The 17,109-nt window shown below is 55.1% G+C and carries 16 protein-coding genes; 9 read left to right on the top strand and 7 right to left on the bottom strand.

All coding sequences use genetic code 11. The features are described from left to right. Positions 1-95 precede the first annotated feature (95 nt). From OCA8868_RS14710 to rpmE, 4 genes are all read left to right on the top strand, one after another. Positions 96-503, top strand: a complete 408-nt coding sequence (locus tag OCA8868_RS14710) for an APC family permease (protein ID WP_093997344.1) — start codon at positions 96-98, stop codon at positions 501-503. A 1-nt stretch (position 504) separates the two neighbouring features. Continuing rightward, the gene (locus OCA8868_RS14705; RefSeq protein WP_093997343.1) at positions 505-1,137 is read left to right on the top strand and encodes an APC family permease; all 633 of its coding nucleotides are present in this window, start codon (positions 505-507) and stop codon (positions 1,135-1,137) included. 303 nt (positions 1,138-1,440) lie between these two features. After that, positions 1,441-1,827 (top strand): 50S ribosomal protein L19, encoded by a 387-nt coding sequence (rplS, locus tag OCA8868_RS14700; protein WP_093997342.1) that lies wholly within the window; start codon positions 1,441-1,443, stop codon positions 1,825-1,827. Positions 1,828-1,838: 11 nt separating this feature from the next. Next, the gene (gene rpmE / locus OCA8868_RS14695) at positions 1,839-2,060 is read left to right on the top strand and encodes a 50S ribosomal protein L31 (RefSeq protein ID WP_093997341.1); all 222 of its coding nucleotides are present in this window, start codon (positions 1,839-1,841) and stop codon (positions 2,058-2,060) included. Positions 2,061-2,124: 64 nt separating this feature from the next. Here rpmE and OCA8868_RS14690 read toward each other — a convergent pair whose 3' ends face one another. From OCA8868_RS14690 to OCA8868_RS14675, 4 genes are all read right to left on the bottom strand, one after another. Further along, on the bottom strand, positions 2,125-2,400 hold the full coding sequence (locus OCA8868_RS14690; protein WP_143849651.1) for a hypothetical protein: 276 nt from the start codon (positions 2,398-2,400) through the stop codon (positions 2,125-2,127). A gap of 262 nt (positions 2,401-2,662) precedes the next feature. Further along, entirely contained in the window at positions 2,663-4,153 is a 1,491-nt protein-coding gene (locus tag OCA8868_RS14685) for an inorganic phosphate transporter (protein WP_093997428.1), read from the bottom strand. A gap of 90 nt (positions 4,154-4,243) precedes the next feature. Continuing rightward, positions 4,244-4,708, bottom strand: coding sequence for an NUDIX hydrolase (locus tag OCA8868_RS14680; RefSeq protein ID WP_093997339.1), 465 nt, complete (start codon positions 4,706-4,708; stop codon positions 4,244-4,246). 80 nt (positions 4,709-4,788) lie between these two features. After that, entirely contained in the window at positions 4,789-6,105 is a 1,317-nt protein-coding gene (locus tag OCA8868_RS14675; RefSeq protein ID WP_093997338.1) for a DEAD/DEAH box helicase, read from the bottom strand. Positions 6,106-6,462: 357 nt separating this feature from the next. Here OCA8868_RS14675 and OCA8868_RS14670 point away from each other — a divergent pair, with 357 nt between their 5' ends. Then, positions 6,463-7,272 carry a division plane positioning ATPase MipZ gene (locus OCA8868_RS14670; RefSeq protein WP_093997427.1) on the top strand — a complete coding sequence of 270 codons (810 nt, stop codon included), beginning with the start codon at positions 6,463-6,465 and terminating at the stop codon, positions 7,270-7,272. On the opposite strand, the gene OCA8868_RS14665 is transcribed toward OCA8868_RS14670, so the two are convergent. The 3 genes from OCA8868_RS14665 to OCA8868_RS14655 all read right to left on the bottom strand — a co-directional run bounded on the left by OCA8868_RS14665 (position 7,269) and on the right by OCA8868_RS14655 (position 11,194). Beyond that, entirely contained in the window at positions 7,269-8,561 is a 1,293-nt protein-coding gene (locus OCA8868_RS14665; RefSeq protein WP_093997337.1) for a hypothetical protein, read from the bottom strand. The genes OCA8868_RS14670 and OCA8868_RS14665 overlap by 4 nt on opposite strands. An 81-nt stretch (positions 8,562-8,642) precedes the next feature. Beyond that, positions 8,643-9,029: a Cu(I)-responsive transcriptional regulator gene (gene cueR, locus OCA8868_RS14660; protein ID WP_093997336.1), complete on the bottom strand. Its 387-nt coding sequence runs from the start codon at positions 9,027-9,029 to the stop codon at positions 8,643-8,645. Continuing rightward, on the bottom strand, positions 9,026-11,194 hold the full coding sequence (locus OCA8868_RS14655; RefSeq protein WP_093997335.1) for a heavy metal translocating P-type ATPase: 2,169 nt from the start codon (positions 11,192-11,194) through the stop codon (positions 9,026-9,028). The genes cueR and OCA8868_RS14655 overlap by 4 nt, the downstream gene beginning before the upstream one ends. A 190-nt stretch (positions 11,195-11,384) precedes the next feature. Between OCA8868_RS14655 and OCA8868_RS14650 the strand changes: the two genes are divergently transcribed. The 4 genes from OCA8868_RS14650 (at position 11,385) to pdxR (ending at position 17,002) form a co-directional block, all read left to right on the top strand. Next, positions 11,385-12,791 (top strand): aminotransferase family protein, encoded by a 1,407-nt coding sequence (locus OCA8868_RS14650; protein ID WP_093997334.1) that lies wholly within the window; start codon positions 11,385-11,387, stop codon positions 12,789-12,791. 108 nt (positions 12,792-12,899) lie between these two features. Next, positions 12,900-13,379, top strand: a complete 480-nt coding sequence (locus tag OCA8868_RS14645) for a hypothetical protein (RefSeq protein WP_093997333.1) — start codon at positions 12,900-12,902, stop codon at positions 13,377-13,379. Positions 13,380-13,485: 106 nt separating this feature from the next. Next, entirely contained in the window at positions 13,486-15,474 is a 1,989-nt protein-coding gene (locus OCA8868_RS14640; protein ID WP_093997332.1) for a trypsin-like serine peptidase, read from the top strand. Positions 15,475-15,538: 64 nt separating this feature from the next. After that, positions 15,539-17,002 carry a MocR-like pyridoxine biosynthesis transcription factor PdxR gene (gene pdxR / locus OCA8868_RS14635; protein ID WP_093997331.1) on the top strand — a complete coding sequence of 488 codons (1,464 nt, stop codon included), beginning with the start codon at positions 15,539-15,541 and terminating at the stop codon, positions 17,000-17,002. Positions 17,003-17,109 lie beyond the last annotated feature (107 nt).

The raw sequence follows: 17,109 nt of genomic DNA, 5'->3' as shown, positions 1-17,109 counted from the left end.
CTACCGCTTCTTACGCTTTACGGGCTTGGTGTAACGGTCGGTGCGGGAATTTACGTCCTGATTGGTGCAACAGTGGCTGAGGCGGGCGCCTATGCTTGGTTATCGTTCTTACTCGCCGCTTTCGTCGTGGCGTTTACGGCGTTTTCTACGCCGAATTGGCCACCAGATATCCTGTCAACGCCGGAGAAGCCGCCTATGTTGATGCCGGATTTGGCTGGCCATTATTGGCAAGCCTTGTCGGTGGGTTTGTCGCCTTATCCGGCATGGTGTCTGCCTCCGCAGTTGCGGTCGGGGCGTCTGGATACTTGGGCGGGTTAACGGGCCTGTCGTCCCCGGTTCTAATCGTCGCAATTGTCGGCACTATGGGGCTAATCGCGTGGTGGGGGATTAACCAATCGGTGAAGGTCGCCGGCGCGATTACCTTGCTCGAAATCTTCGGCCTTGTATTTGTAATCGCTTGGGGGTTCGGCATGTCCGAACGTAGCGGGGGTTTCAACGGCTGAGCTGTTTCCACCCCTTCAGGGCGCTCACTGGGGTGGCATTGCAAGCGCGTCCCTTTTAGCGTTCTTCGCCTTTATCGGGTTTGAAGACATGGTTAATGTCGCCGAAGAAGTCGAACATCCCCGCAAAACGATCCCACCTGCAATTGTGTACACCTTGATCGTGGCAACCGGCCTATATGTTTTGGTCGCCATTTCCGTTTTACTGGCTGTCCCGATCGACGAACTGTCCGGATCAGATGAACCGCTGACGCTGGTTTTCGTGAATGCGCCGCAGGCGGTTCAGACGGGTTTCGCCGCAGTCGCAGTGGTGGTGACGGTCAATGGGGTTCTTATTCAAATGATTATGGCGTCGCGCGTCATTTACGGCATGGCACAGCGCGGGCGTTTCCCATCCCCGTTCGCGATGCTTTCGCCAAGAACGCAAACGCCAACCATCGCGACAGCCTTTGTCGCGGCCAGCATCATGGGACTAAGCCTATTCCTACACATTGAACGCCTCGCTGGTTGGACCTCGCAGATCGTCCTCGCGGTTTTTGTCTGTGTGAACCTGTCGCTGATCGCGATCAAACGCAAAACGCGCCAGCGGGCGACTACTACCGTGTGCACATCATTGTACCACTATTCGGCATTCTAACGAGTGTGGCCCTCTTCGTTAGCACGATCATCTAGCAGCTAATCTGATCGGCACGCGATATTAGTGCAAATTCCAATCCCTCTTGCCCCAAACGCCCCTAACCCCTATACGGCCCGAGTGCGTGGCCCAAATGAGTCGCAGCACCTTTTTGGTATGGCCGCGACCTCTTCACCGCGAACCCGCCAAATTGCAAAACAAGGCCGTTAATACCTTTGGTGGGCAGCGCGACTGACCCGATGAAGACCAAAGCTCTGGCAGCCCTCACATCCGCGGAAAAACCGCGTGACTAAATAGGAGACGATCATGAACCTGATCGCACAACTCGAGGCGGAACAAATCGCCGAACTGGGCAAAGACATCCCAGACTTCAAAGCCGGCGACACTATTCGCGTAGGCTTCCGCGTGACCGAGGGTACACGTACCCGTGTGCAGAACTACGAAGGCGTCTGCATCGCACGCAAAAACGGTAAGGGCATCGCTGGTTCCTTCACTGTTCGCAAAATTTCCTTTGGTGAAGGCGTGGAACGTGTGTTCCCTCTGTACTCCACCAACATCGATAGCATCACTGTAGTCCGCCGTGGCCGCGTTCGTCGCGCCAAGCTGTACTACCTCCGTGAGCGTCGCGGTAAGTCCGCACGTATCGTCGAGAAGACAAACTACCGCGCGCCTAAGAGCGCCGCTCAAGCGTAAGGAAGATCGAGATGAGAAAAGATATTCACCCCGATTACCACGTCATCGACGTCAAAATGACAGATGGCACGGTTCACCAGATGAAATCCACTTGGGGCAAAGAAGGCGACCAGATGGCTTTGGACATCGACCCTTCCGTGCACCCAGCATGGACCGGCGCAGGCGCACGCCTGATGGACACTGGTGGTCGTGTTTCCAAGTTCAAGAAAAAGTACGAAGGCCTGGGCTTCTAAAGCACCTACCTTTTGGAAAAGAAATCGCCGCTCCTGTTTGGGGGCGGCGTTTTTCGTTTAGGGACTAATATTCACCATGCCGTAACCACATCTGATCAAATACCCGTGCTGCAACTGCGGGATCAGTAGCCCCAGTGTAGATTGCAATAACCATTCGTGCAGCGAGATCATTGGGTGAATCAACGGGAAAAATCTCAGGTCCGCAGAGGATATCTATAACATGGATGTCTGTTACGCCCACGTCAGCGTTCGGAACAAATTGCAGCGGAAATACAAATGCCCGTCCTGCACTTTCTTCAAACCAATCAGGCACATCAGAAATGGTTACTTGAACATCCAACGTTTCAGAGACCGCTCCCAGTAAGGCCTCTTGAACCACCAATTCGAACGATCAAAATAGTCTTTCCTCACTCGGAGGCTGTAAGCTTCCAGGTTGAGGAAACCCAATGACCACTAGGTCCGATCTCCGAACGAAGTCAGAAAATGAAACTTTGTTGAGCATACAAGCTGAACTCACACTTGGAAGCATGAACGCGCACACAAAAAAGCCAATACGAAATAGATGTTGTATAACCTAGCCTCCAACTGGCGGCGACATCACCCTATGCCCCAACAACCGTCACCAGCACCCAGAAGATCAGCGCTGATAGCAGGGCCGCTGCAGGGACCGTGATGATCCATGCGGCAATGATCGTCATGAAGTGGGAACGGCGCACCAGCTTACGGCGACGGCGTTCTTCGACGGAATAGGCTGGTTTGTTTGGCATCGCGATGCGTGCTTTTCGCAGGCGGCGCTCTGCGTCCCATTCACGGAAGAAGCCCACGCCAAACACACCACCAACGGCGATGTGCGTTGAGCTAACAGGCAGGCCGAGCCATGAAGCCACAATCACTGTGATCGCCGCTGACAGCGCCACACAGTAGGCGCGCATCGGGTTTAGCTTGGTGATCTGGCTGCCGACCATGCGGATCAGCTTTGGCCCGAACAAGAACAGGCCGAACGAAATACCGAAGGCACCAATCACCATGACCCAGAACGGGATCGAGAAGCTGCTGGTGAAGTCACCGGATTGGGAGACCTGCACAATGGCAGCCAACGGTCCAACCGCGTTCGCAACATCGTTCGCGCCGTGCGCAAAAGAAAGCAATGCAGCAGACACGACCAATGGAATACCGAACAGAACCTTGAGGGATTTGTTGCGGTTCTCAAGACCCTCAGATTGTTTTTTGATCACAGGGATCATAACCAGCCAGACCAAAATCGCGATCGCCAAACCAATCAACAATGCAGTAGGCAGGTCGATCTTGATGATCTTCTTAAGGCCCTTAAGCGCAAGGTAGGACCCGAATGCACCCGCCATGATGCCGACCAAAATAGGAACCCAGCGGCGGGCAGCTTCGATTTTGTCATCACGGTAGATGATGCGCGATTTGATAACGAACAAGAAGAACGCAGCGATTGCACCACCGAGGACCGGCGAGATAACCCAAGATGCAGCGATCTTGCCCATTGTGCCCCAAGACACAGCAGCAAAACCTGCCGCGGCAATACCAGCACCCATAACACCACCTACAACCGAATGTGTTGTGGAAACCGGCGCACCAACAAACGTCGCAAGGTTAACCCACAAAGCGGCCGACAAAAGCGCCGCCATCATCGCCCAAATGAACGTTTCAGGCGTGCCCATGCTTTCCGGGGCAATGATGCCTTTGGCGATGGTCGAAACAACATCCCCACCCGCAATCAGCGCACCAGCGGATTCGAAAATCACCGCAATCGCGATGGCGCCACCCATTGTCAGCGCATTTGCACCAACGGCAGGGCCCATATTGTTGGCCACATCATTCGCACCAATGTTGAGCGCCATATACGCACCCAAGCAGGTCGCAATGATTACGATCATGGAATTGTTGGTTTGCCCAAAGAACAAAGCGGCTGTGAGGCCAGCTAGAACGATAAATAGAAGTGAAATGCCCGGGCCAACCAACGGCCGCGCCACATATTGCGTCGCGACTTCAAGTCGCGAAAAACGCGCGAGATCTCGGTCTAGCGTCTCAAGATGGCGCAGGTCGCCGTTGTTATTGTCAGACATGGTGCCCCCCATAAGTTTGGCGGCACAATTGTCAGCAACAACGCATCAAATCAATGCTTTTGCGATTTGATAGGTCAGAAAATCTTATATTTAGGCGGTTGTGCCATTCAAGATAGACTTCAGCTCAGGCTCATCCACCAAATTTGCAGCTTCTGATGGGCTGACCCAACGTCGCTCTCGTTGGCCTGCTTCTGGAAAATCATTCTCAAGCTCATTTACTGAAACCGAGTAAACCAATGTTTCAATCGGCACCGGAAGGCCGCTTCCCATTGTTTTGTCGTAGCCGTAGCTACCGATGGGTTCAGATTTCGCTGTCGCGTCTTTTACGCCAGCTTCTTCCCATGCTTCCTGCAAAGCAGCCTGAGACGAGGCGAGGCCACGAATGGGCCAACCTTTGGGAATGATCCAACGCCCTGTTCCTCGGCTCGTGACTAACAGCACCTCTTTGTCATCACCTGTACCTCGTGTGCAAAGCGCTGCGACTTGCAGCCCTTTTGGACGACGGAACATAGGCGCGACGAAGTCACGGATAACGCGGTTGATTGCGGAGTTCATTTGGAAACTGCCATTTTTTCTTATTATCTTTGGACACTTACATAAGGGTAAGTGTCCAAAAATGCAACTTAGGCCTTAATTTAAGATGAAGCCTTATTGGGTTTGCGACGGCGATTGCCACCGCCACCACCGGGTTTTCCACCACCAGGGCGGCCACCGCCGCCGCCAGGGCGACCACCACCAGGTTTGCCGCCACGACCGCCACCGCCGCCAAAACGACGACCGCCGCCGCCACCGCCGCGCTTTGGCTTGGCTTCTTCTTCGTCGCGCGCCCACGGGCGGCCACCGGCAACTGGAATGTCGGCCTTCATCGCCTTTTGGATATCGCGCAGTTCGCCCATTTCGTCAGGCGCGCAGAACGCGATTGCCATGCCATCGGCACCGGCGCGCGCCGTGCGGCCGATACGGTGGACATAATTTTCAGGCACATTTGGCAAGTCGTAATTATAAACGTGCTTTACCTCAGGAATATCGAGGCCACGTGCCGCCACATCTGTCGCAACAAGGATTTTCACCTTACCCGCTTTAAAATCCGAAATCGCGCGGTCACGTTGACCTTGGGATTTGTTTCCGTGGATGGACGCTGACGCGAAACCTTTGTTCGTCAAAAGCTTATGCAGCTTTTCAGAACCGTGCTTTGTGCGGCCAAAAACAATCGCGCGCTCGTCGCGGTGCTTGTCGATCAATTCCAACAACAAGTCAGTCTTCGCAGCTTTGGCGACGAAGTGGACTGATTGTTCGATACGATCCACAGCCTTACCCGGTGCGTTGACCTGAACGCGGATCGGGTTTTCAAGGAACGCACCCGCGAGTTCACCCATCAGTTTCGGCATTGTCGCGGAAAACAGCATCGTCTGGCGCGGCTTGGCCAAAAGCGGCGCGATCTGGCGCAGCGCGTGGATGAACCCCATGTCGAGCATCTGGTCCGCTTCATCAAGCACGAGGAACTTGGTATCGCCAAGGCGCACGGCGCGGCGTTCAAGCAGGTCAATCAAACGACCCGGCGTGGCAACCAAAAGGTCAACACCGCGTTCAAGTTTGCGGATCTGGCCCGTAATACCAGCGCCACCAACAACCAACATCGTCTTGAGGTGTGTACCAGTTGTGTAGGCCGCCAAGTTTTCTTGAATTTGTTTCGCCAATTCGCGGGTCGGCGCGAGGATCAGGGCGCGGGCAGTTTTACCCTCGGGCTTACCCTGCTCTTTCAGAAGCATATCAATCATCGGCAGGCCAAAGGCCGCCGTTTTACCACTGCCTGTCTGGGCAAGGCCCATAACATCGCGGCCATTCATGGCGTGCGGGATGGCTTGGGCTTGGATCGGCGTCGGGTCCGTAATCCCTTGGCGTTCCAGTTCTTTAATAAGTCGGGGCGCAAGGCCCAGCATGTCGAAATCCATGTGTTTTCCTTAGATCGGGGCGGGCACTGCAGCGCCCGCATAAAATTCTCGCCCCAACCCGAACGGCTGAAGCATCGCATGAGGATGCGCCAAAGGCTCGCGGTGGGCCGAATGCCCATGCCTAACAAAAACGAGGCCCGCCGACTGGCGCGGCACCCCTGCGTGATGGTGGGAACCTTAGGACGATGCACCTTTGCGCAAATCTGCGCCTGCTCACGCGGCAGCTAGCATCGTTCCTGAGGGGCAAATGGGGCTTTCAATGTCACAAGTCAATCCCTCTTTGCCTTGCGCCCAGCGCTGCGTATAGTTACGCCGACGCTCTGGACAACGATCCGGATCAGCAAAGGGGCAAGCGCAGTGGCACATATTATCGTCGTGGGGAACGAAAAGGGCGGGGCTGGTAAGTCCACGGTTTCGATGCATGTAGCAACCGCGCTGTCGCGCATGGGGCATAAGGTCGGCACGCTTGATCTGGATTTGCGCCAGAAAACGCTGGGCCGCTACATCGAAAACCGTCGGAAGTTCCTTGAAAAGGAAGGGCTGACGTTGCCCACTCCGACCTATCACGACTTGCCCGAGGTCGACCCTGCGACGCTGAAAGAAGGCGAAAACATCTTTGACCACCGTCTGTCCGTGGCCGTTGCGGGGCTTGAGCCGGACAATGATTTCATTCTGATCGACTGCCCGGGCAGCCACACACGGCTGTCACAGGTCGCCCATTCGCTTGCTGATACGTTGATTACGCCCCTCAACGACAGCTTTATCGACTTTGACCTTCTGGCCCATATCGACGGGGATGCAGAAACCATCACTGGCCCATCCGTCTATTCGCAAATGGTCTGGAATGCGCGGCAGTTGCGCGCGCAGGCTGGGTTTGAACCGATTGACTGGGTCGTTGTGCGCAACCGCATGGGCGCGCAGAACATGGTCAACAAACAAAAGATGGAAGCCGCGATTGAAAAGCTGTCGCGCCGCATCGGGTTCCGCACGGCACCTGGTTTCAACGAGCGTGTCATCTTCCGTGAGCTGTTCCCACGCGGCCTTACATTGCTGGACCTGCGCGACATCGGCGTGAAAGGCCTGAACATCTCAAACGTCGCTGCCCGTCAAGAGCTGCGCGAGCTGATCAAATCGCTGAACCTTCCGGGCGTGACCGTCGATTTCTAGTTGATACCCATACTGTCGAACCGCGCGGTTGTTTTTGGACGCAAAGTCCGGCGCACGATGAAATACCAACGCAGCGCGAACAGAGCGACAAACACGCCAAGTAGCATACCTAAAAGCAATATCTGGGCATCAAAGTCTCCAGAAACCGCCAAGAAGAACTTTGCCACGAACCATTCCGCAATCGGTGCGACGTCAATGTCGGTCCAATGGCGGTTCGGGTCAGCATCAGGCACAATTGCAGCGGCAGCGCTTTCCGCAATAACCTCCGCAGTGGATTGCGTTTTAACGACAGTCGCTGTCGATGACTTGCCGATCAGGTCGGATACGGTCGAAGCGAGGCCTAAGAAAAATAGGCCGCCGACAAGGCCAATCAATACTTTACGGACACCGAATTTGGCACGTGGTTTGATTACACTTGCAGTTTTTGGCGCAAAAACGTCGATCCCCGGTTCATCAAATTGCGCGGCTGGCGCATCGTTGTAACTTTCATCCACTAGACCGCTTCGCTGCTTCCACAGCGGCGCGGCGCTGCGTTGGGGGGCTGTTGTGACCTCTGGTGAAAGTGGCGGCAAGTTTACATCGGGGGCCGCGATCTTCGCCTCAGGTTCTTTGCGGAACACCAGCTTGGCCAACGCGAGCAACCCGATGGCCCCAGCGATCTTTGAAAAGAAGCCAAACATTGTGGTGTCGTCCGCCTCAGGCGGTGCAAACGCAACCTCGCGCCCATCGATGAACGGCCACACAACGATTATGTCATCGCTAAACGTAAGCCCCTTTTCGGCGAACGCATCTTGTGTGATTTCTTCCCACGACCCTAATGAGCTTAGCTTACCGTTGTATTCCATGATGGGGCCAATATCGCCAAAACCCATCAACCCGTTTGTTAGAAACTCTGGCGTTAGTCTGTCATGGCGAAAACCGCTTTCGTAGAAGAGTGCAATCGCAACAATATCTCTTTCGCTCGTCGCGGTTTCCGACACGATTGGCACCATAAAGGCTTCAAGGTCGCTGGTATCTTTTTCAAGCGTCAGACGATACGCGTAATCAAATACGGCCTGTCCACGCAGCACGACTTCACGCAGATCAGTTGCATCACTTTCACGGTCGAATTTTGCAACATCAACAGCCGCAGGTGGGCCAGCGGCCAGTGCGGCGGCCTTGGCAGCGACGCGATCATTTTGGGAAACCTGAAGGAAATACCCGATGCCAAGCACAATAGCTGCGCCAACTCCAAGACCGATAGGGCCAAGGCGAAGGAAATTGTAAAGCGCGGATAGAATATGCGGCATAGAAGACTTCAAACTAATGTTGAGGCCAATTTTGCCGCCAGTCTTGGGCAAGATTTGGGCACGTATAGGTTGTTTTTTGTACTAGCCGCGCTGCAATTTGTCGATAATTGGGCAATCGGGCCGCGCGTCCCCTGCGCAAGACTGAACCAAATCCGCCAATGTCGCGCGCATATCCTGAAGGCCCGCAATCTTCGTCTCGATCGCTGCAAGGTGTTCTTTGGCGATGGCACGTACATCACCGCTTGCACGGTCTTGATCCTCCCAAAGCGCAAGCAGATCACGGCAGTCATCAATCGAAAACCCAAGGCTGCGCGCGCGGGCAAGAAACGCGAGTTTATGAAGATGCGCGTCGCTGAAATCGCGATACCCGTTATCCGCGCGGTCTGGCGTTACTATCCCGATGTCTTCGTAATATCGAATGGTTTTCGGCGGCAACCCTACCCGCAAACCAGCGTCTTTGATGTTCACTGTGATACCTCCAATTCAGCCACTTTGACCCAGCGCAACCGCAGAGCGTTAACAACAACCAACACACTAGACGCCGCCATCGCCAGAGCGGCAAGTTGCGGTGACAAAAGCCCCAGTGCCGCAACGGGAATAAGGATGATGTTGTACCCAAAGGCCCAGCCGAGGTTTTGCCAGATATTGCGCAACGTGCGGCGGCTCACTTCAATTGCGTGCGCAACGCCTGCGGGATTGCCCGACACCAACACAACATCCGCGCTTTCAACGGCAACGTCGGTGCCAGTCCCCATCGCGATGCCCACATCGGCCACAGCAAGTGCGGGGGCGTCATTGATGCCGTCCCCAACAAACGCGACCTTACGGCCGCCGGTTTGCAGCTCTTTAACGGCGTCGACTTTACCGTCCGGTAGAACGCCTGCGATCACGTGATCGATACCTAGATCATCGCCCAGCGCACCCGCGGCTTCTTGCGTATCACCAGACACCATTACGACCTCCAGACCGCGTGCTTTCATTGCTTGCACCGTCGCCTTGCTTGTTGGTTTCGGCGCATCAGATAAGCCAAGCGTTCCGGCGAATTTCCCGTCAATCGCGACCATGACTGGGGTCTGCCCTGCGGGAACGTCCGCCTGCGCTGTAACGCCTTCCCAAGCCATCATCGCTGCATTGCCGATCACGATGCGGCGGCCTTCGACGACGCCCTGCACGCCGTGACCCGGTATTGTCTCAACCTCGGTTGCCAGAGGCAAATGTCGCCCCGCCAACGTCACGATTGCGTTCGCCAATGGGTGATCGGAGGCAGCTTCAACACCGGCAACGGCTGCGAGGTCTTGCGTGCGTAACGTATTGGACACCACGACAGGCGCGCCAATCGTAAGTGTCCCAGTCTTATCAAACGCCACGACATCAACACCCTGCAAAGCCTGCAATGCATCTCCGCGGCGGAATAATACCCCAAGTTCAGCAGCGCGACCCGTGCCGACCATGATTGATGTTGGCGTCGCCAAGCCCATCGCACAGGGGCAGGCAATGATGAGAACTGAAACCCCAGCAACCAAAGCCTGTGGTAAGGACCCAAGAACCAGCCAGATCACCACAGTAAACGCGGCGATCACCATGACCGCCGGAACGAACCACAGCGTTATTTTATTCACGAGACCTTGAACCGGCAACCGCGCGCCCTGAGCCTCGGCGACCATCGCAATGATCCGCGCGAGCATGGTATCAGAACCAACGGCGCGCGCTTCAAACACCAGCGCGGATGTACCGTTGACGGTGCCAGCGACCAACGCGTCACCAATCGTTTTTTCCACTGGGATCGGCTCGCCAGAAATCATGCTTTCGTCAACGAACCCTGTGCCACGTTGCAGTGTTCCATCCACCGGAACACGTGCGCCCGCAGCCAAGTGAACCACATCCCCGACTACAACTTTGTCGAGCGGCACCGATATCAACGCACCCTCCCGTTCAACTTTCGCGGTATCAGGGCGCAGTCCGATCAGCCGCTTGATCGCGGCACCCGTTCGGCCCTTTGCGCGGGCCTCAAGGTAGCGGCCCAGCAAAATGAGCGTCACAATCACCGCAGCCGCTTCGAAATAGACCGCAATGGTTCCGTCCGGTAGCCATTGCGGGCGAAACGTTGCTACGGTCGAATAGCCCCATGCAGCAGTTGCACCGAGCACGACGAGCGAGTTCATATCAGGCGCACCACGCAACAATGCCGGGATTCCCTTGGTGTAAAACCGACGGCCAGGGCCGATCAAGACGAGCGTCGCAAGGACAAACTGGATCAACCAACTGTCCTGCATGCCGATCACTTGTGCGATGAAATGATGGACCGATGGAAATACGTGCCCACCCATCTCGACGATGAAAATCGGAAGCGTTATTGCGCCGGCAATCAGCGTTGAGCGCAACAAGGCTGGTGCCTCATCTACACGTTCCTGCGCCACGCCACCTGCCTTGATTGGGCTTGCCGGATAACCAGCCTTTGTTGAGGCTGCAGCGATCAGGCTTTCCAGCCCTGTGATGCCCTCAACCGTCGCTGTGCGGTCCGCAAAATTGATATGGGCAGAGGTCACGCCCTCAACCCCAGCCATCGCCTTTTGAGCGCGTGCAGCGCAGCCGCCGCACGTCATTTCATCTACATCAAAGCGATAACTGGCCATAACGACTCTCCTTTTGGCCTTCTACATAAACCTTCCAGTAACGGGAAGGTCAAAGGAATTCGTCACCCAGCTCGCATCAATTTTGGCATTACATCGGCACAACGACTGGCCCTATCCGCGCACCTTTAGAACCGAGATAGTAAGGCATCGCGCCCTTTGTGCGCCCCTGATTCCATGCGGAGGATTTGAGATGGACGGAATGACAACAAATGACCTGAGCCACGTGGTTGACGCCGACCGTGCCCATGTTTGGCACCATCTCAGCCAGCACCAGCAATATATGAACGCTGATAAAAGCGCGCAAATTGACCCGCGTATTATTGTCGAAGGCAAAGGTATGCGCGTTTGGGATCAGCACGGTAAAGAATCCATTGATGCTGTTTCGGGTGGTGTTTGGACCGTCAACGTAGGCTATGGCCGTGAAAGCATCGCAAATGCGGTACGCGATCAGATTCTGAAAATGAACTTCTTTGGCGGCACTGTAGGGTCCATCCCTGGTGCGCTATTCGCGGAAAAACTGATCTCCAAAATGCCGGGCATGTCGCGCGTTTACTACGCAAACTCCGGTTCTGAGGCCAACGAGAAGGGCTTCAAAATCGTGCGCCAGATCGCGCACAAGCGTTACGGCGGCAAAAAGCATAAGGTCCTGTATCGCGATCGCGACTATCACGGGTCTACTTTGGCGACGATGTCCGCTGGCGGTCAGGACGAACGGAACGCACAGTATGGCCCCTTCGCGCCTGGCTTCATTCGCGTTCCGCACTGCATGGAATACCGCAAGCACGAACAGGACGGCGCGCCAGACGAAAACTACGGCGTTTGGGCTGCTGATCAGATCGAGGAAGTGATCCTGCGAGAAGGCGCGGACACCATTGGTGCACTTTGCCTTGAACCTGTGACCGCTGGCGGCGGTGTAATCACCCCACCAGATGGTTACTGGGAGCGCGTTCAAGAAATCTGCAAAAAATATGATATCTTGCTGCATATCGACGAAGTTGTTTGCGGCGTCGGACGCACAGGCGTTTGGTTCGGCTACCAGAACTACGGCATCAAGCCAGACATCGTGACGATGGCCAAAGGTGTAGCATCTGGTTACGCAGCAATTTCATGCTGTGTGACGACCGAAGAGGTTTTTGACATGTTCAAAGACGACTCTTCGGACCCGCTGAACTACTTCCGCGATATTTCCACGTTTGGTGGCTGCACAGCTGGCCCAGCTGCGGCTATTGAGAACATGCGCATTATCGAAGACGAAGATCTCTTGGCAAACACACTGGTGATGGGGGACCGTATGGTTGCCAACCTGCAAGCGCTGTCTGAAAAGTTCCCGCAAATCGGCGATGTCCGTGGCAAGGGGCTGTTTGTCGGGGCAGAACTGGTATCAGATCGTGCCACCAAAGAACCAATGTCTGAGCAGCTTGTCGGCGCCGTTGTCGCGGACTGCAACAAGAACGGCGTAATCATCGGGGCGACGAACCGCTCTGTTCCGGGTAAGAACAACACGTTGTGTTTCTCCCCTGCTTTGATCGCCACTACAGATGACATCGACGAGATCACAGATGCAGTTGGTGCCGCATTGGGGCGGGTTTTCGCCTAAACCAAACAAACAGAACAGTTACAGTATCTTAGGGCGGGTTCAGGGATGGACTTGCCCTATTATTTTGCGGCAAGGTGCCCGTGAAATCCACAACCAAAGGCTGTTTCTATGTTTCGCTCGTTTCTAATACTCATTACTTTCATCATCGCATTGCCTGCTTATGCGCAAAACTCTTGCGAATACGCGAACGACAACGAGTGCGACGAAGAGCGCTATGGCGGCCAGGGGTACTGTGAAACAGGCACCGATACGACAGACTGCTCACTGGTAAGTGCGGGCATCAACGACGACAGCTGTACCTTCGCCAACGACGGTGAGTGTGACGAATACCGTTATAACGGCTCAGGCGCTTGTATGGACGGATCTGACCTAACCGACTGCACAGCATGGCAGGTTGAGCGTGAGAACAACTTCGTAGAGCGCGCGCGTGCCCTTGGTTTAAACGACGTCGCGATCAACGCTTTGGGCGACAACACGTGTCGCTGGTCCTATGATGACGAATGCGACGACCCATCATTGGGTGGAACCGGTGCATGTGACGTTGGCACCGATGCAATGGACTGTGTCGCTTCCAAGCCAACCAACTAGTAGCCGCAATAATAACAAAATCCCTTAGGGTCGGGTTCAGCACTGGACCCGGCCCTTTGTTTTGCGCCAAGGTAACACCATTGATTTCAAGACAAAGGTTTACTCTATGCTTCGCTCACTTTTGATCCTTTTGACCTTCGTCGTCGCCCTACCCGCCTTTGCGCAAGATTCCTGCGACTATGCTGGCGACAACGAGTGCGACGAGGAACGTTATGGCGGTCAAGGGTACTGCGACGCGGGCACGGATACGACGGATTGTACCTTGTTGCGTGCAGGCATCGCCGACGACAGCTGCACATTCGCCAACGACAACGAGTGCGACGAGTACCGATATAACGGCACGGGGTCATGTCAGGACGGATCCGACACAAGCGATTGTGCCGCGTGGCAGGTTCAACGTGAAGCGGACTTCCTAGACCGCGCGCGGGCATTGGGTATTGCAGAACAAACCATCAATGAGTTGGGCAATAACACCTGTCGATGGAATAATGACAACGAATGTGACGACATACTCTATGGCGGCACGGGCGCGTGTGATCCTGGAACTGATGCGACCGACTGCCTTTCTTCTGTTAGCACGAGCGCTGCGATTGATCCGTTGGTTGGCGGCGACAACTCCTGCCCGTTTGCCAATGACAACGAATGCGACGAGGCACGTTATGGCGGCCAAGGGTTTTGTGATGCTGGCACCGACACCAACGACTGCGCAGCATTTGGGGACCTTACGTTGACGCCTATCGGCAACGTCGGGGACACGTGCGAATATGCTAATGACAGCGAATGTGATGAGGCACGTTACGGTGGCGGTGGCTATTGTGAAGATGGCACTGACACTTCGGATTGCCGCCAACTGGCTGCAGGCCTCGATGATGACAGCTGCCAATGGTCCAACGACGGCGAATGTGACGAGCTGCGCTATGGCGGTGGCGGGCAATGCATTGATGGCTCTGACGCGACGGACTGCGATATGTACGGAACGTCGCCGGAAGCTTTAGCCCGCTTGCTTTCGCTCGTTCCGGCAGATTTGCGCACGCAACTGGGCGACGATTCTTGCCAGTATTCCAATGACGGCGAATGCGATGATGTGAACTTTGGCGGCACGATCTATTGTGACACCGGTACCGACGCGACCGATTGTCGTGCCATGGCGATTGGCGGCGAAGACAGCTGCCGCTGGGCCAATGACAACGAATGTGATGAGCCGGGTATCGGCACAGACAACTGCACATCCGGCACAGATGTAACCGACTGCGCGGCAGTTGCTTACCTGCGCAACCGCACCGACACCTGTAACACCGCGTTTGATGGCATTTGTAACGAAGCCTCTGTTGGCGATGGTACGTGCGAAGCGTTTTCCGACACGGCTGATTGCCTTGGCCGTTCGCGCCCTGCTGGTCTTGAGAACCACTTCTTTGGCCGCGACGACCGCTTTCTGGTTGATGCAACGCAATCACCTTGGCGTTCTATCGGATCACTGGAACTGCAAGAAGGCTCATGCACAGGAACGCTTGTGGGCCCAGCATTAGTACTGACGGCTGCGCATTGCGTCACGGATACAGGGAACGAAACCCTCACGCCTGTTATGTTCCGCGCAGGGCTATCACTGGGTAACTCAATTGGTGAAGCCAAAGTAACTGCCGCAGTGTTTGACCCTAGCTACACTCCAGACACCCAAGAGGCTGGCGGAGGCAATGGCCATGACTGGGCGTTGGTTGTTCTTGATCGCAATCTTGGTGACGAAATCGGCTATTTGGACGTGCATGAACTCACGACCGCAGACATAAGCCAGATCGGACGATCCGGACTGCTGGTCAATCAAGCCGGGTATTCTTGGGACACTGGCGATAACCTGTCAGGCAACCAAGGGTGTCGCGTTGTTGAGGCGTTTGAGGACAATTCAATCTTGCACGAATGTGATACGGCGCAGGGCGACAGTGGCTCGCCGTTTTTGCTCAATATTGATGGTGAATGGAAAATAATCGCAGTCGACAGCCAGTTCTTCCGTTCCGATGATCAGGATAAATCCCCGTTCAGCCAAGCGAACCTCGCCGTTGATAGCCGTGCATTTGCGGCGGCTGTTGCTCAGCAGCAGTAATTAAATCGGCACGTACTTAGTTAAGGCCAGTTTACTTTCACATAGAGCCAGTTAGTCTGGCCCTATGGCGCTTCCTGTCGAAACCTTTTTCTTGCAGCCCGATGCTGAGGGTACGTTACAAACCCAAGTCCGCCAATTGGTTGCGGAGGGTATCCTTGCGGGTCGTTTCCGCCCCGGTGAAAAACTGCCGTCATCACGCAAGTTGGCGACCCACCTTGGCGTTAGCCGGATAACCATCACGCTCGCCTTTACCGAACTTCTTGCGGATGACTACATCGTTGCAAAAGGACGGTCAGGCTACTTCGTATCTGAGAACGCGCCTGAGCCACCACAGTTCCCCGCCACCGCTAGCGAAGTCAGTACCGTGGATTGGAACCGCGCGATCGGGCAGCGTTTCACCCCGACGCTCGGGATCACCAAACCGCGCGACTGGGCGCAATACAAATACCCGTTCGTCTACGGCCAAGCCGACCCATCCCTATTTGATTCCGCAAACTGGCGTCTTTGCGCGCTTGAGGCGCTCGGCAAGAAGGACTTTGAAGCCCTCACCGCGGATTACTACGACAGCGACGACCCTAAACTGCTTGACTTTATCGCACGGCAAACACTGCCGCGCCGCGGCATCCTAGCAAAGCCGGACGAGATATTACTGACCTTGGGCGCACAAAACGCACTGTGGTTGACCGCGCAAGTGTTGCTCACGCAACGGCGGACCGCCACAATCGAAGACCCGTGCTATCCGGCTTTGCGCGGCATTCTGGAACAATCTCGCTGCCACTTGCACGCGATTCCCGTTGACCAGGGTGGCCTGCCACCTGAATATCTCCCAGCTGAAACGGATGTTGTTTTCACAACACCGAGCCATCAGTGTCCGACCGCAGCGACGATGTCGATGTCGCGGCGTATGGCGTTACTCGACAAGGCAGAAAAGGACGATTTTTTGATCGTTGAGGATGACTACGAATTTGAGATGTCATTTCTGAACCCGCCGTCCCCCGCGCTGAAGTCTCTCGATAAGAATGGGCGAGTTATCTATGTGGGCAGTTTCTCCAAATCGCTTTTTCCTGGTTTACGGCTTGGTTACTTGGTCGGTCCAGCTCCCTTTATTCGCGAAGCCCGCGCCCTTAGGGCGTCTGTTTTACGCCATCCTCCCGGGCATATCCAACGTACGGTTACGTATTTTCTATCGCGCGGCCATTACGACGCCCTTGTTGGGCGCATGGGGCGCGCGTTTCATGAGCGACGCAAAACGATGGACAAAGCCCTTGAAGAAACCGGCCTGACGGTTGCTGGCGCGGGTAGTTTTGGCGGTTCAGCACTATGGATGCGCGCGCCAAAGCACATCGACACCCGTGACCTTGCCCAGCGCCTTTCTGAAAAGGGTGTCTTGATTGAACCAGGCCATTCCTTTTTTAACGGCCCGGATGTTCCAAAGAACTACTATCGCTTAGCTTACAGCTCGATCTCATCAAAACGAATCGCTGAAGGCGTAGAGATTGTAGCGCGAACTTTGCGTGAAATGGGCTAGCGGGCTTGCCTTCGAGAACGAGTAGTTTCCTCATTCGATATTTCATGCCATAAATGAGACTAGAAGTCTTAATAGTAAAATAGCTGGCCTTAATCACCAATGTGAAC

The sequence above is a fragment of the Octadecabacter ascidiaceicola genome (assembly GCF_900185015.1).
GTDB classification, from domain to species: Bacteria; Pseudomonadota; Alphaproteobacteria; order Rhodobacterales; family Rhodobacteraceae; genus Octadecabacter; species Octadecabacter ascidiaceicola.
Note: the sequence above shows the minus strand (reverse complement) of the source record. Positions and strands in the feature narration are given on the sequence as shown.